The sequence below is a fragment of the Corynebacterium sp. HMSC08F01 genome (assembly GCF_001807545.1).
Taxonomy (GTDB): Bacteria; Actinomycetota; Actinomycetes; order Mycobacteriales; family Mycobacteriaceae; genus Corynebacterium; species Corynebacterium coyleae.
The window spans coordinates 1-13272 of the sequence record NZ_KV789264.1; the positions used below are offsets into that span (position 1 = coordinate 1).

At 59.7% G+C, this 13272-nt stretch carries 14 protein-coding genes and 1 pseudogene; 7 read left to right on the forward strand and 8 right to left on the reverse strand.

Translation table 11 applies throughout. From position 1 onward, the window contains the following. Nucleotides 1-84 precede the first annotated feature (84 nt). Nucleotides 85-318: pseudogene (locus HMPREF3171_RS12435) on the forward strand (IS3 family transposase); the annotation flags it as partial. A gap of 104 nt (nt 319-422) precedes the next feature. On the opposite strand, the gene HMPREF3171_RS00240 reads toward HMPREF3171_RS12435, so the two are convergent. Both HMPREF3171_RS00240 and HMPREF3171_RS00245 read right to left on the reverse strand, forming a co-directional pair. Next, nucleotides 423-716 carry an addiction module antidote protein gene (locus HMPREF3171_RS00240; protein ID WP_070362126.1) on the reverse strand — a complete coding sequence of 98 codons (294 nt, stop codon included), beginning with the start codon at nt 714-716 and terminating at the stop codon, nt 423-425. Next, entirely contained in the window at nt 713-1021 is a 309-nt protein-coding gene (locus HMPREF3171_RS00245; protein ID WP_070482101.1) for a type II toxin-antitoxin system RelE/ParE family toxin, read from the reverse strand. Before HMPREF3171_RS00245 ends, HMPREF3171_RS00240 begins: the two co-directional genes overlap by 4 nt. Nucleotides 1022-1184: 163 nt before the next feature. On the opposite strand from HMPREF3171_RS00245, the gene HMPREF3171_RS12380 reads away from it, so the two are divergent. Beyond that, nucleotides 1185-1316 carry a hypothetical protein gene (locus HMPREF3171_RS12380; protein WP_256366010.1) on the forward strand — a complete coding sequence of 44 codons (132 nt, stop codon included), beginning with the start codon at nt 1185-1187 and terminating at the stop codon, nt 1314-1316. Nucleotides 1317-1327: 11 nt separating this feature from the next. Here HMPREF3171_RS12380 and HMPREF3171_RS00250 read toward each other — a convergent pair whose 3' ends face one another. From HMPREF3171_RS00250 to HMPREF3171_RS00265, 5 genes are all read right to left on the reverse strand, one after another. After that, nucleotides 1328-5563, reverse strand: a complete 4236-nt coding sequence (locus tag HMPREF3171_RS00250; protein WP_371327130.1) for a type ISP restriction/modification enzyme — start codon at nt 5561-5563, stop codon at nt 1328-1330. Next, nucleotides 5481-6263: a restriction endonuclease gene (locus HMPREF3171_RS12440; protein WP_371327129.1), complete on the reverse strand. Its 783-nt coding sequence runs from the start codon at nt 6261-6263 to the stop codon at nt 5481-5483. Before HMPREF3171_RS12440 ends, HMPREF3171_RS00250 begins: the two co-directional genes overlap by 83 nt. Nucleotides 6264-6473: 210 nt before the next feature. After that, nucleotides 6474-6875: a type II toxin-antitoxin system VapC family toxin gene (locus HMPREF3171_RS00255; RefSeq protein ID WP_210384511.1), complete on the reverse strand. Its 402-nt coding sequence runs from the start codon at nt 6873-6875 to the stop codon at nt 6474-6476. Continuing rightward, a complete protein-coding gene (locus HMPREF3171_RS00260) occupies nt 6872-7138 on the reverse strand; it encodes an antitoxin (RefSeq protein ID WP_070421738.1) in 267 nt (88 codons plus the stop codon). The genes HMPREF3171_RS00255 and HMPREF3171_RS00260 overlap by 4 nt, the downstream gene beginning before the upstream one ends. Before the next feature lie 63 nt (nt 7139-7201). Beyond that, the gene (locus HMPREF3171_RS00265; protein WP_070482103.1) at nt 7202-8221 is read right to left on the reverse strand and encodes a 3'-5' exonuclease; all 1020 of its coding nucleotides are present in this window, start codon (nt 8219-8221) and stop codon (nt 7202-7204) included. A 403-nt stretch (nt 8222-8624) separates the two neighbouring features. Here HMPREF3171_RS00265 and HMPREF3171_RS00270 point away from each other — a divergent pair, with 403 nt between their 5' ends. Both HMPREF3171_RS00270 and HMPREF3171_RS00275 read left to right on the forward strand, forming a co-directional pair. Then, the gene (locus tag HMPREF3171_RS00270; protein ID WP_070452501.1) at nt 8625-8999 is read left to right on the forward strand and encodes a hypothetical protein; all 375 of its coding nucleotides are present in this window, start codon (nt 8625-8627) and stop codon (nt 8997-8999) included. A 31-nt stretch (nt 9000-9030) separates the two neighbouring features. Continuing rightward, nucleotides 9031-9243, forward strand: a complete 213-nt coding sequence (locus HMPREF3171_RS00275) for a hypothetical protein (RefSeq protein ID WP_070452492.1) — start codon at nt 9031-9033, stop codon at nt 9241-9243. Here the strand turns inward: HMPREF3171_RS00275 and menE are convergent. Next, entirely contained in the window at nt 9240-10391 is a 1152-nt protein-coding gene (menE, locus tag HMPREF3171_RS00280; RefSeq protein ID WP_083291880.1) for an o-succinylbenzoate--CoA ligase, read from the reverse strand. The two genes, HMPREF3171_RS00275 and menE, sit on opposite strands and share 4 nt — an antisense overlap. 87 nt (nt 10392-10478) lie before the next feature. On the opposite strand from menE, the gene HMPREF3171_RS00285 reads away from it, so the two are divergent. From HMPREF3171_RS00285 to HMPREF3171_RS00295, 3 genes are read left to right on the forward strand one after another with little or no spacing between them, the layout of a single operon-like run. Next, nucleotides 10479-11462 (forward strand): hypothetical protein, encoded by a 984-nt coding sequence (locus tag HMPREF3171_RS00285; protein WP_070482106.1) that lies wholly within the window; start codon nt 10479-10481, stop codon nt 11460-11462. Nucleotides 11463-11516: 54 nt separating this feature from the next. Then, complete coding sequence (locus HMPREF3171_RS00290) at nt 11517-12629, forward strand: sensor histidine kinase (RefSeq protein ID WP_070482107.1); 1113 nt, start codon at nt 11517-11519, stop codon at nt 12627-12629. Then, nucleotides 12626-13264 carry a response regulator gene (locus HMPREF3171_RS00295; RefSeq protein WP_070482109.1) on the forward strand — a complete coding sequence of 213 codons (639 nt, stop codon included), beginning with the start codon at nt 12626-12628 and terminating at the stop codon, nt 13262-13264. Before HMPREF3171_RS00290 ends, HMPREF3171_RS00295 begins: the two co-directional genes overlap by 4 nt. Nucleotides 13265-13272 lie beyond the last annotated feature (8 nt).

Here is a 13272-nt window from a genome sequence, read left to right on the forward strand (position 1 = left end):
ACTCGCGGTACCAACTACCCCAAATCGACACCAGCAACGTTCTACCGCTTCCAGGCCCGTGGTTTCGGGCCCACCCCTGCCGAGCTGGATGAGGCTTACACCGCGCACCGGCTCTTTGAGCTGTGGGAGGCCAATCGGCGGGTCTACGGGCGACGAAAACTATGGAAAGCCGCCCACCGGGCAGGCTGGAACATCGGCCGTGACCAGGTGCAACGCCTCATGAATATCCTTGGAATCGCGGGTGTACTCCGGCGCAAGACCACACGCACCACCGTTGCTGATCCCTCCGCCGAGCGTTTCCCGGATCGTATTCAACGGGCCTGGTCGCAGGCTCCGCGATCCACCACTGATCGGCGGATAGAGGCCGGACGGGCTGAGCAGAGGCACGTTTGGTTTATTGGTGATGTGATTCCAGTAGGTATCTAGGCATTTTGTGTAGCGAGAGTTATTTTGAGTCCCAGGGCTTTCATGATTTTCGTGATAGCCGCAAAGGACGGGTTACCGTCTTTTGATAGTGACTTGTAGAGGGATTCACGGTTGAGTTGAGTCTCTTTAGCGAGCTGGCTCATGCCGTGTGCCCTTGCAATGTCACGCAAAACCACCTGAACGGTTTTCGTATCGCCGTCTTCGAGTGCGATAGCCAGGTAATCGTTCACTGCTTCTTGGCTATCGAGATATTTGCTTGCATCGAACGCTGAAAATGTTACTTCCTTCACGACTGTTCCTCCCTTACCTGTTGTGCGAGCTTTTGAGCGGTTCGAATATCTTTATCCTGGCTGGATTTATCTCCTCCGGCCAGCAGGAAAACCGTTATTGCGCCTAGTCGGGTGTAGTACACCCGATAGCCGGGCCCGAAATGAAATCTCATCTCGCTAACCTTCTCGCCAACGGGTTTGATGTCTCCAATCATTCTTCCGTGTGCTTCGCATCGGGCTATTGCATACAAAATGCGTCGCTGAGCATGTTTGTCTTTTAGCTCACCTAACCAGGCGTCAAACAAGCTGCTGGAAATGATCTCCACACGCCCAAGTGTAGCCTAAAAGCTACATGGCTCAAGTGGGGAATACGCCTCTCATGGCTGACTCCTCTTTCGGTTTGAAGATTGGTGATGACGCCAGGAAAGCGTCTAAAGACGCTAAAGACGCATGCAGACTTGAGGGTGCGGTTGATGAGTTGAGGTCGAGGTGGATGACACGTCCGCTATGGCCCGGATCTTCGGTGAGGTGTTCAAGGTCAACCTGGCGGCTGAGGGGCCACCGCACCGCTTTTCGATCATCCGCGATGAAGCCACGCTCTCGAGCCTCAACTGGCAATGAACCGAACGGCGTTATTCTCGCAGCCCCTCCACGATCCGTACCGTCTCCACCGCAACCCGGGTCACCTTGCCAATCAGATCCACGATGTAGCGCGGGTTGCCAACCTCATCGGCCCAATCGTTCGGGTCGTTGACAATCCCAGACGCCTTGTCCTTCTTCACCTGGTAGCGATCAATCAGCCACGCCAACGCGGAACGCGACCCCAGCATGTACTCATCAGCCTCAGCCGGGATACCCGCGATGGTGACCCGCTTGTTGTAAATCAACTTGGTCACGTCGTTGACGTTCTTGTCGGTCTCTGGGTCCTTCTTACGTGCCCACTTCATCTTCAACACACGCCAGGTCTCCGGGTCGGACTCGTCGCCCTTGACCGCGATATCCAGCGGGTACGGCTGCACATCCTCGTACCCGACGTGCAGGTCCATCAGTTCCTTGCCGGAACGCGCCAACTTGTCGAACTCTTCACGCGAACCCGGCGCTTCAATGTGCGGCAGCATCTTCTTCAAATCCGCCGCATACGCCTCCCGATAGTTCGGATCGTGCAGCTTGCCGTAAACGAAGTGGAAGATGTCGTCACCAGTGACATCGGCATCCAGCGCGTCGCGGTAGAGCGCCTTGATCTCGTCGGTGATGTTGTCCTTGCGCACATAACCCGCAACGACCTCGCCAAACTGCCCATAAATCGAGGACTCGCCTTCGCTTATCGACGCCCCCTCGCCGAACAACCCACCATCCGACGCCTCTACTGGCTCCCAGGTGAAACGTGAGAAGTACTGAGAAGTCGCGAGGGTGTGAAGATCAGGCATGATGTTTGTCGCCAGCGTTCCCAACGGCACGCTATCGCCTGGGCTGGTGGTGACGTACCCGATGTTGTGATGGTGCAGCGTCGGGAACATCGAAGGCAATTGATACTGTCTGTCGATCAATTCTTTCGCGAAATAATTCCGCTGTTTGAAAAACGGGCGGTACAACGATGTGAACACACGGTCCGTATCAACCGCGATCTCGGTTCCGCGGGCTAACTCCTGCCTCAGGTTGACATTCCATGAACCTCGCGTGCTATCCACCAATTCCGGGTGTTGTGTAAACAATGCGTCTACGCCCCGTTTGCTTTCCTCAAACCCTTCGTTTCGCAACAGGTCTTGCGCTTGGCGGTAGTTCGCAACGTGCGTCCCGATGTTTTCTACGAGTTGGGCGGTTGCAGAAGAATACGACCAAGCATCACGGCCAGTTTTTAACCCTGCGGAATAGGCGCCAAAGAACGTCGTGACGGTGTCCTTCTTCTCGCCAATAACCGGCCAGGTCGCAAACTCGTCGCTGCGCTGGTTCAACCAATCTCCATGCTGATTCGGCACAATTGACTGCCAATCAACATTCTCAATCGTCGACGTATTCACGATCGCAAGCTTTTCTTCCGCTGACAGATAGTCCCCAATGTCGCGGTAATGCAGAGCGAATCCCGACTTGTTTGGATCTTTGACACAAATCGCTACTGAAATGGGCGTGCGTGAGCCGCCACCGAAGACGTTTCCGGCTTCTTTCTTACGTTCTTCTCCTGAGGTACGGGCATTTCCCCGTAGATTCAGCAAGTAGATGTCTGAATAATCTTCAGCGAGCGATAGGCGGACACCATCACCAGTGTTGGCATCCACCCAACCACCGTTCGACACAAACGCCACAACACCTTGATCCCCAATCCGGTCGGTGGCCCACCGGAACGCGCGCAGATATGAGTCGTACAGGGAGTTCTTATTCGTCGCCGTCGACTTCGCCGCGTACGTCTCCGCGATGCGTGCGTCCAGTGTTGGATACTTCAGGTTCGCGTTGTTATCGTTCGCGCTCGTCTGACCTACTGAGTACGGCGGGTTGCCCACGATGACATTGATCGGGGCCTTCTTCTGACGAACAATGCGCTCGTTGTTGTTCTTAAATACCGCCAGATCCAGGATGTCGCCGTCCTCGTGGATCTGGAAGGTATCGGCAAGCGCAATGCCCTCAAACGGCACATACTCCGGCTCCGGTAGGTCTTCGCGCTGCGCCGTCTCGGCTTGCAACGCGTTAAACGTCGTTTCGATATTCACCGCAGCCACGTAATACGCCAGCAGCATGATCTCGGTCGCGTGCAACTCATTGGCGTACTTGCGGGCCAGATCCTTCGGATCGATCAATCCGGACTGCAACAGGCGAACCATAAACGTGCCAGTGCCCGTAAACGGATCCAGGATGTGTACGCTCTCGTCGCTCAAACCCCGGCCGAAGTGCTTCTTCGACACGTCATTGGCAGCGCGCAGAATAAAGTCCACGATCTCGACTGGGGTGTAGACAATGCCCAGCTTGTCAGCGTCGCGTTTGAACGCCTTTTGGAAGAATCGCTCGTAGAGCTCCTTGATCACCTGCTGCTTCCCGGACGCGCTGGTGACCTCAGAAGCGCGCACACGCACCGAGGCGTAGAACTTCTCCAGCGAATCAGTCTCGGCATCCAGGTCACTATCGTCGAGGGCATCAACCATGCGCTGCATGACCTGGGAGACCGGATTATGGGCTGCGAAATCGTGATCGCTGAACAGCGCGTCAAATACCGGGGCGGTGATCAGGTGCTGGGAGAGCATGCTGATCGCCTCGTTCTCGGAGATCGAGTCGTTGAGATTGCCGCGCAAGCCTTCCACGAAGGTCTCGAATTCGCGCTGGAGTTTCGGGCTCGCGTGTTCCAGCAGTTTGTGAATACGGGTGATCTGGTTTTCCGCGATCACCGCCACATCGTCGGCCCAGTCTTCCCAGTAGGTTCGGGTACCAACCTTGTCCACGAGTTTGGTGTAGATCGCCTCCTGCCACTTCTCTAGGGAGAACAGCGCAACCTGCTCGGAGGTGAGCTCTGAAGTTTCGTACCCAGGGGTCGAGTCGTTCTTATCCAGCTCTGCCTTTGCTTTTTCGACTTCGACATGAGTGACATCGATCGGAAGCTCATCAGGCTTGTCGCCGTTCAAACCAATCGAGTTCACCTTGGCGTTGAAGCGGTCATCATGAGCACGCAGCGCGTTGAGAATCTGCCAGACCACCTTGAAACGAACGTTGTCGTTCAGCGCTTCGGATGGCGACTTCCCAGGAGGAACCGCGACGGGGAGGATGATGTAGCCGTAGTCTTTGCCTTCGGACTTACGCATCACACGGCCGACAGACTGAACTACGTCGACCATGGAATTGCGCGGGTTGAAGAAGATCACCGAGTCCAAACCAGGCACGTCAACGCCCTCAGAGAGGCATCGCGCGTTGGTGAGGATGCGGGTTTCGTCCGGCTCCATGGATGCCTCGAGCCACGCGATCTTGTTGCCACGTTCCATCGCGTTCATGCTGCCGTCGACATGCTGTACCGCGACGGACAAGTCCACGTTGTGAAGAGAAACATCGTTGGTCGCAGCATGCTCACGAAGCGTTTGTTGGTGGCTTGCGATGAGTCCCGGGTAGGTTTCCGCAATGAGCTTCGAGGTTTTGATGTCCTTTGCGAAGGCAACAGTGCGCTGCATCGGCGCAGCGTCTTCCTCGAATCCGCCTTTTTGCCCTTGCAACTTGCCGGAGCGCTTTGCGAGTGCGTTCCACGCACCGATCATCGCTGAAGCGGTGGTCAGGTTCATGCCTTCCTGCGTGTGTCGAGCGAGTGCTTCGGCAGCGACATCCTCGTCCACGGTCATCACCAAGACGCGATAGTCCGTGAGTAGGCCCTTATCCACCGCTTCACCAAATCCGAGTCGATGAAACTCTGGACCGTAGATGGCCTCGTCATCCATGGAAGCCAGTTCGGCTGAGTGTTCTTCGGCTTTGGTTTTGACGGAGTCGTCGAAAAGCCGTGGTGTCGCGGTCATGTACAGACGACGAGCAGCCTTGATGTAGTCGGCATCGTGGATACGAACGAAGTTGGATTCATCCGCGCCGGCGAGTGTGACACCGGTGGTGCGGTGGGCCTCGTCGCAGATAACGAGGTCGAAATCGTCCAGTCCTTTCTCCTGAGCATCATGAACAGCGGGCAAGGACTGGTAGGTGGAAAAGACGACGTGCAGACCATTGGCGCGCTTACCCTGCGAGAAAAGAGTAGCGATGTCGTCGCCATCAGTGGAGACAGGAACCTCGAGATCGTACGAGGCAATGTCTTCGGCCTGGCGGCTGGCCTTGTTATCGGAGCAAACCGCGAAGCTCTTCAGATCTAGGCGAGCCTGCGCAGTCCACTCGCGAAGTGTCTGTGCGAGCAGTGCGATGGAAGGAACGAGGAAGAGGACGCGGGCGCCCCCCCTTGTCCTTTGCAACTTGTTCAGCTAGGCGGAGCGCAGTGAACGTCTTGCCTGTGCCGCAGGCCATGATGAGCTTGCCGCGGTCATGCGTATTGAACCCAGCCATGACGTTCTCGATCGCCTGCTGCTGGTGCGGACGCGGCTCGAAGGTTTCGCGCCGGGTGAGGCGAACCTGCATCTCGGAGCCGGGGAACACAACATCCCAGTTCACGGGTGATTCTGCGATCTGATTAAAGCCGATACGACTGGTGGGGATCTGCTGGTTTTCTAGAGCATCTTCCGCATTTTTCGACCACTTATCGGTCGTTGAAATGATGTAGCGGTGAACGAAGTGTTCGACGCTCGACTCAGTCTCAAACGAGCGACCGGAGGCTTCGAAGAACGAATCGATGTGCTGCTTTTGGATGCTCGTGGTCGGCTTGTAGAACTTGGCCTGGATTGCCACCCATTTACCGTCATCCTTGCGGCGCGCAACCAAGTCAATGCCCGTATCAGCCTTGCCACCGTTGTAGCGCCACTTATCCCAACGCTGAACCTCGTCGAACTGCGCAGAGAGAACAGGATCGGTTTTGAAGAAGTTAACCATCAACTTCTCAAACGCGATCCCGTACTTGCCCTGAGGCTGATTCTCACGGAGCTGATCGAGGACTTCGCTGAATGACGACATGTGCATCATTTTGCCCCTAAGGTGCAATTCTTTCGCTTTAGGGGGTGTTTATTTTCCCAGATCACATCGATCAAGGCCGTTACACTCGAGATCGCCACGGTATCGAGGCGGGGACGCCGGTGCTCGGGTGTGCGGTCTGCAGGTGCATCGTCGCTCCTTGGGGGCAGGGCGCAGCGGGGTTCGTCGATAAGTGATGGCGCTATGGAGCCGCTACACCCGCCAGTCCTCTACTTGTAGCAATGGGACACGGGAGAACTCCCGGGTGTTGGCGGTAACGAGAACGCAGTCGTTTGCCCGTGCCTGAGCTGCTATCCACAAATCGTTGGGACCGATTGGCTGCCCGATCGCCTCTAGCTCCAAACGGATGTCAGCGTAAAGAGCTGCCTCGGGCGCTCCGGTTCCGACTACCTGGTACGCCTGCTCGAGTTGCTTGACAGCATCGGTCCGACGAATCGACGTTGACTTACCCGCACCAACCCGCAGCTCTCCAAGGACAATGGAAGACAGCACGATGTTGTCGGCTCGAGTTACGCGCATGCGTTCGAGGATATTGGCGTTACTGCGACGAAGGGCATCGATCCACACATTTGTGTCTAGGAGGAAGCGCATCATTCATCCCACTTTGGGATCGGATCTAGGGGGAGATCAGAGGGTTCTTCGAACTCGTCCGCCCACCCATCCGGTAAATCGGCAGTGATCACATCGAGCACATCGAGAGCTGAGAGCGGCTCAGGAGAGACGTAAAGCTTGCCCCCAATCTTTTTCAGCCAAACCGTTTCAGAATCGAAACGAAAGTCCTTGGGAATTCGGATTGCTTGACTGTTGCCCGACATGAAGACCGTGGTTTCGACGGAGTCTGCTGCAGCCTCAGTCATGAACACCTCCTCGTATATATGACGTAATATATACGGTTTGGGACGTCAGGACGAGCACTCCGGCTAGAAAAGCTCCCGCACCGCAGCCCGCGCTGCCCAGGTATCGCGCGGGATGGTCAGGGCGCCGGTGAAGGCGACGCGATCGCCGGGGTGCAGGGTGAAGGTGGAAGGGGGTGGGCCGGTAAGGGGGTCGTCGAGAAGCGAATGCACGAGAGCGGGATCAACGCCGAGCGCTTTTGCAATGCTGAGCAGGGTTGCGCGTTCCTCGTCGGTGATTATGCCGTCTGACCAGGCTTCGACGGCAAGTTGGCGGGTGAACTCCTCGTTGATCGCCTCGACGTCGTCGGAGCTTAGGCCTGCGGCGATGGCGGTGGATTCGAGTTGGCGCATTTCGGTGCGGGAAATTTCGCGGTCTACAAGCGCGCGGGTCAGTTCGGCGCGGTAGGTGGCTTCATTCTTGGTGCCGGTCGTCGGCAATGTGCGCGAAAGCTGGCCTGCCCAGGAGGGTGCGCCACCGCGGGGAAGCGTGCGCACCTCGGGCGCGGGTGTGGTGAACAGCGCAGCCGGATAGTGAACGATATCCGCGTGGTGGTTCGTGTGCAGGTACGCGAGGAGATCGGCGGTGGCCTGGGCGTCCGCAAGCGCAGAGTGCGCCAAACGGTTGTGGATCTGTGCGATAGCAAGCGCTTCGCTGAGTTTGCCCACGCCAAGGTGCTGCTTGGTCAGGCGCATCGTGTCCAACCACTCGCACATGCCATCCTCCGCGCCCGCGCGTGCGAACTCGTTGGCAAGGAAGCGGCGCTCAAACGACGCGTTATGCGCCACCAACGTGCGGCCGTTCAGCAGCGCACCAAGATGCGCGGCGACGTCGCGGAACACCGGCGCATCCACGACGTCCGTCGCCGTGATCTTATGGATGTAACTGTTCGGAATGTCACGCTCCGGCTGGATCACCGTCTCCCACGTGCCCTCCACCGTGAGGTCGGGGCGCAGCAACACCACGCCGATCTCCACAATGCGATCGAGGTTGCTTAACCCCGTCGTCTCCAGATCGACCACCGCAAACCCGTGCTGCCGGTCCATTCCTGCTCCTTATATGTGAACTGTGTAAGCGCGATTTTCGACGCCACCATCAACCTAAGGCACGCACCGACACAGAGAGGTGGGGAGTCGGTCGGGTGTTCGATGGAACCGTAGGCGGCCTCGCCACGTCTAACTCAATGAAAGGGTTTTCATTGTCAATGGATAGTTGACAAGAGATTGCAATGGGGGGTTGAAGTGTGAAGCGGTATGCAGTAATAAAGAAGTTGCGAGACGAGGCTCGTCGGCGTGGTCTTGAATTTGAGCAGATACCACTCAAAAGACATGATGCATTTCGAGTGGGGGAGACGACCAAAACTCTCGGACGGCACCGCGAAATCGACGATCTCGCAGCACGAAAATTCTTTGATCAATTTCAGGCGGAGCTAGGAAAAGGGTGGTGGAGATGAGGTCGTTTACTGTCACTGCTGAGCGTGGTGCGAGTGGTGCCTGGGTTTTGGAGTGCGCAGAGCTTGGCGTTGTGTCCCAAACGCGGCGGCTCGATCGCGCAGAAAAGGAAGTGCTTGAAGCACTAGCTTTTCAGTCTGGACTTGCTCCAACCGAATTTGAGGTTGAAGTGATTCCGATTTTGCCTTCTGAAGTTGAAACACTTCGTCAGCGTGCCGAAGAGCTTGGGGTGAAGGCAAAAGAGGCAAATGGAAAGGCAGCTGCTGCTAGAAGCGAGCTTGCGCAAAAGATGAAAGCGGAAGGTTTCACGCTTCGCGAGATGGGGCAGGTCCTGGGAGTGTCCTATCAGCGAGCAGCAGAGCTTGCAGGGTAAGAGGATCCTATCGCGGGAAGGAGAGAGCACGATGAGGCCTAGGTATGAAGAGCTCGAATCTCTTGAGGGCGTTCGTATTTCGCGTCCGCCGCACATGGGGGAGATCGCCGCCGCGCGCTTCCTTGTCAAACAGATCGAGCGGGGCAGAAGCGACGGCAAGTTGTCGCCCTTCCTGCTGTGGGTTGCAAATTACGGGACCCCGGATGAGCCTCCGGGGCCGGTGATCGAGTCGCGCTCCGCCTAGAACAACTCCCGCACCGCAGCCCGGTCGACCTTGCCCGGACCCAACTGGGGCAGCGCCGGCACAACCTTGAGTTCCTTCGGCACTTGCCAGCGTGCGATCTCACCGGTGTCTTCGGCGTCGGCAAACGCGTCCATGATGTCCGCCACGCTCGCAGACCCGGTGTATGCAGCGCAGATGCGTTCGCCGAAGCGAGCATCTTGCTTGCCGACGACACACGCACCCGTCACCCCATCCACCTTGAGCAGGAATGTTTCCAGCACTTCGGGGTGGAGTTTGAGGCCGCCGGAGTCGATGATGTTGTCGATGCGTCCGTGGACGGTGAGGTGGTCGTCGATAAGCGAGCCCGCGTCGGAGGTGCGGAACCAGCCGTCCTTGAGATCATCGGAGGGCGTCTGCGATCCGACGCCGCGGTAACCGCGCGCGACCATCGGCCCGCCCAGGTGGATGCGACCGTCGACGATTTTCACGCGCGCACCGGCGATGGGCACACCGTCGTAGACGCAGCCGCCGGCGGTTTCCGACGAGCCGTATGTGGTCACCACGTTGATACGCAGTTTGCTTGCCGACTTGAGCAGACGCGGGTTGGTCGCCGCCCCGCCGACCAGCACCGCGGAGAAGGTCCGCAACGCGTCGATGCCCTTGAGCGTCGAGGTCGCCTTGGCCAGCTGCATCGGGGTCAACGCCGTGTAGGTGCGCTCGCCGGTGCTGGCCAGGTCGTGGGCGTGGTGGGCGAACTCAGCGACATCGAAACCGTTCGTGAGGTCCACAAACGCCGGTTCCACACCCGCGACCATGCTGCGCACCAGCACCTGCAGGCCCGCGATGTACGCCGCCGGCATGGCCAGCAGCCACTGGCCTTCGCCGCCCAACGCCTGGTGGGTCGCGTCCGCGCTCGAGATCAGGTTCGCCGGGGTCAGCATCGCGCCCTTCGGCTTGCCCGTGGACCCGGAGGTGGAGACGACGAGGGCGATGTCGTCGTCGATAGGTGCGCCGGGCTCCAACGTGTTGCGCAGCAGGTTCGTGCGCGCCGGGTCATTCGTCGGCACCGGCAAAAGCGTGCGTTGGCCGGTCAACGCCTCCTCGAGCGCGGGCATGATAGCCAGCGGATTCGCGGGATCGACGGGCAGAAGTTCGAGCAGGTTGGTCACAGCGTACGAGCGTAGCCGGTGGGATTTCGCGCGCCGCGAAGGCCGTGACGTGTAACACCTGTTTGCGAGCCCACCGATAGAACAAGCATGAAGAAGTTCATCGCATCGGCCGTCGCCGCGGCGACCGCCTTCACCGTCACTGTCCCTACGACCCACGCCGCCACGCTCACGCCCACCGAGCAAGGCCAGTGCCGCGTCACCCTCAACGACGCCGAGCGCGGCCCCGCCTGGCAAGCCGAGCGCATCGCGAAAACCCTCACCCACGGCATGTACGCCACCGCCGTCACCGAAGCATTCGAGGCAACTTTCGAGGGGCTCAAGCCGCTTGGCGACGACCACCTCACCCAACCGGCCATCATCGCCGTCCAGGAAATCCGCCTGGCAGGCGAGGAACCCGGCGCCCGCCCCGACTACGACGCCGCCCGCGCCGCCACCAAGGCCAAACTGGCGGAACTGGGCCTGACCTCCACTGACGCCGACTTTTACCTGGACATGAAGCAGGGGTCCCAGATCCCGCTCTCACCAGCAGGCAAGGCGCTGAAGGGCTCGGCGGGCTGGTACATCGGCATCGACGGCTCCGTGCCAGAAGTGAACGACCTTGGCCCGGACTACGAGTTCGGCCGCACCGGCGCGAACACCGCCCGCTTCCTCAAGCACATGCCCGAGTGGCAGCGCAACGCGTTCGCCGCCAACATGTCCAAGACCTACTTCGGTCAAGCCTTCGACTCGCTCGAGTCCCGCTACTACCACCCGCTGAGCAGGGCAAAGAAGTGCGACGACAATCCGCCGCTGCTCTTCAGCATGCAGAACGCGGAACTGTCCGCTGCACCGGAGCTGAAGAACACGCTGCCTGGCAAGCCAGCCGACCCGGATAAGCCGGCGCCGACTCCGGGCACCCCTGCGCCTGACACCCCTACGCCGGAGCAGCCGAAGACCTTCGACGCGAAGCTTGCAGAGATCATCGGCATCATCGCCGCCGTGCTCACCGCACTGGGCGCCCTGTTCGCCCTGCTGAAGACCGCCGGCTTCAACGTGCCGGACTTGCCCCAGATCCCCGGCCTGAACAAGTAGATCTCCTCCTCGGGGAGGAGGTGCGGGGCGGGGGTCGTCGATAGGCTTACGCCCATGCGCTACAAACCGGGTGACCTTGTGCTCGCGGTCGCTGTCGCCATTTTGGCGGCGGTGTACACCGCGAGTGCGTTTACCCAACCCATAGACGCGGCAGGTTGGGGCCAGGCCGTGCTGTCGTGGGGCTTTGTCGCGGTGTGCGTGGTGCTCACGAGCAAGCCGAAGTTCTCCTCGGTTGCGCTTATCGCGCTGAATGTTGCCTGGTCGACGATGTGGCTGGCCGCGCCGGTAAACCTTGGCTTTTCGCCGTGGGTGTTGGCGGTCCCGGTGGCCACCTTTATCGCCGGGCGGTTTACAGGAAAACGCTTCGCGCTAGTTGTCCTCGCCGCCGCGTGCGGGTGGGCGCTGCTGTCACCGTTCATGTGGACGTGGGACGACAACTTTGTGTTGTTCTACCGGCACGGGGTCGATCTCGGGATCACGCTTGCGCTGCACTGGGGTGCGAGTGCGGTGGGGTATCTCCTGGGGGCGAATGTGGCGGCTGAGGATGAGGTGCGTCGTCGAGAAGCACACGCGAAAGAGCAGCGTCTCGCAGCGGCGCGCGAGGAGGAACGCCGCGCCATTGCCCGCGATATTCACGATCTGCTCGGCCACTCCCTGACCCTGATCAAAGCGCAGGCCAATGCTGGTTTGGCGGTGGGGCAGGAGCGGGAGGCGCTGCAGCAGATCAACGAGGCCGCAGGGCAGTCGTTGTCGGAGATTCGCCTGCTTGTGCGGGGTCTGCGTGAGAGCGACCATGCGTTTTCCCCGGCGGCGGGGATCCCTGACCTGCCGTCGTTGGTGCAGCGCTACCGCGACGCCGGCGTGGAAGTATCGCTGGAAGCACCAGCAGTGGATGTCTCCCCGGTGACCTCGCTTGCTACCTATCGCATCGTGGCTGAGGCACTGGCAAACGCGGCGCGCCACCAAGTCGATCCCACTGTGACGGTTCGGGTCGCACCGGGCGAGACCGTGGTGGTAGAAGTCGTTTCTACCGGCCAGATTCGACCCCAACCAGGCACCGGCGTCGGGCTGGAGGGGCTGCGTGAACGCGCGGCGAGTGCCGGTGGCACGCTGAAGACATGGCAGTCAGGGGAGACGTTTACCGTGCGGGCGGAGTTGGCAGCATGATCCGCCTGCTTCTTGCCGACGACCAACCGCTCCTCCTCAGCGCCCTCCGCACCATCTTGGACGCCCAGGACGACATCACCGTCGTCGCCACCGCCGCCGACGGCGCCGAAGCCGTGGAGAAAACCCGCGCCCACCGCATCGACGTGGCGGTGCTGGACATCCGCATGCCGGTGCTCGACGGCATCACCGCCGCCCGCACGATCATGGAGATGGGCCCACGCGTGATCATGCTGACCACCTTCGACGACGACACCTTGATCCATGCAGCTATCGACGCCGGCGTGCACGGCTTTCTCCTCAAAGACGCCGAACCCGACGTCTTGGCCAACGCCGTACGCGCCGTCGCCCGCGGCGAATCGGTCCTGGCCCCCGGAGTCACCGGTCGCGTGATGGAGTGGGTCCGCGACGGGGGAGCCACCTCAGAATCAGCAGCTGCGCTGGAGGGGCTGACGCAACGCGAACGCGACGTGCTCGCGGAGATTGGCCGCGGCGCGACGAACGCGGAAATCGCCGCCACGCTGTTTATTGCAGAGACCACGGTGAAAACGCACGTCTCTAACCTGCTTGCCAAACTTGGCGCGCGCGACAGGGTGGCGCTCGCCTTGATCGCCCAGCGCGCCGGGATCTCCTCCTAGAGGAGGAG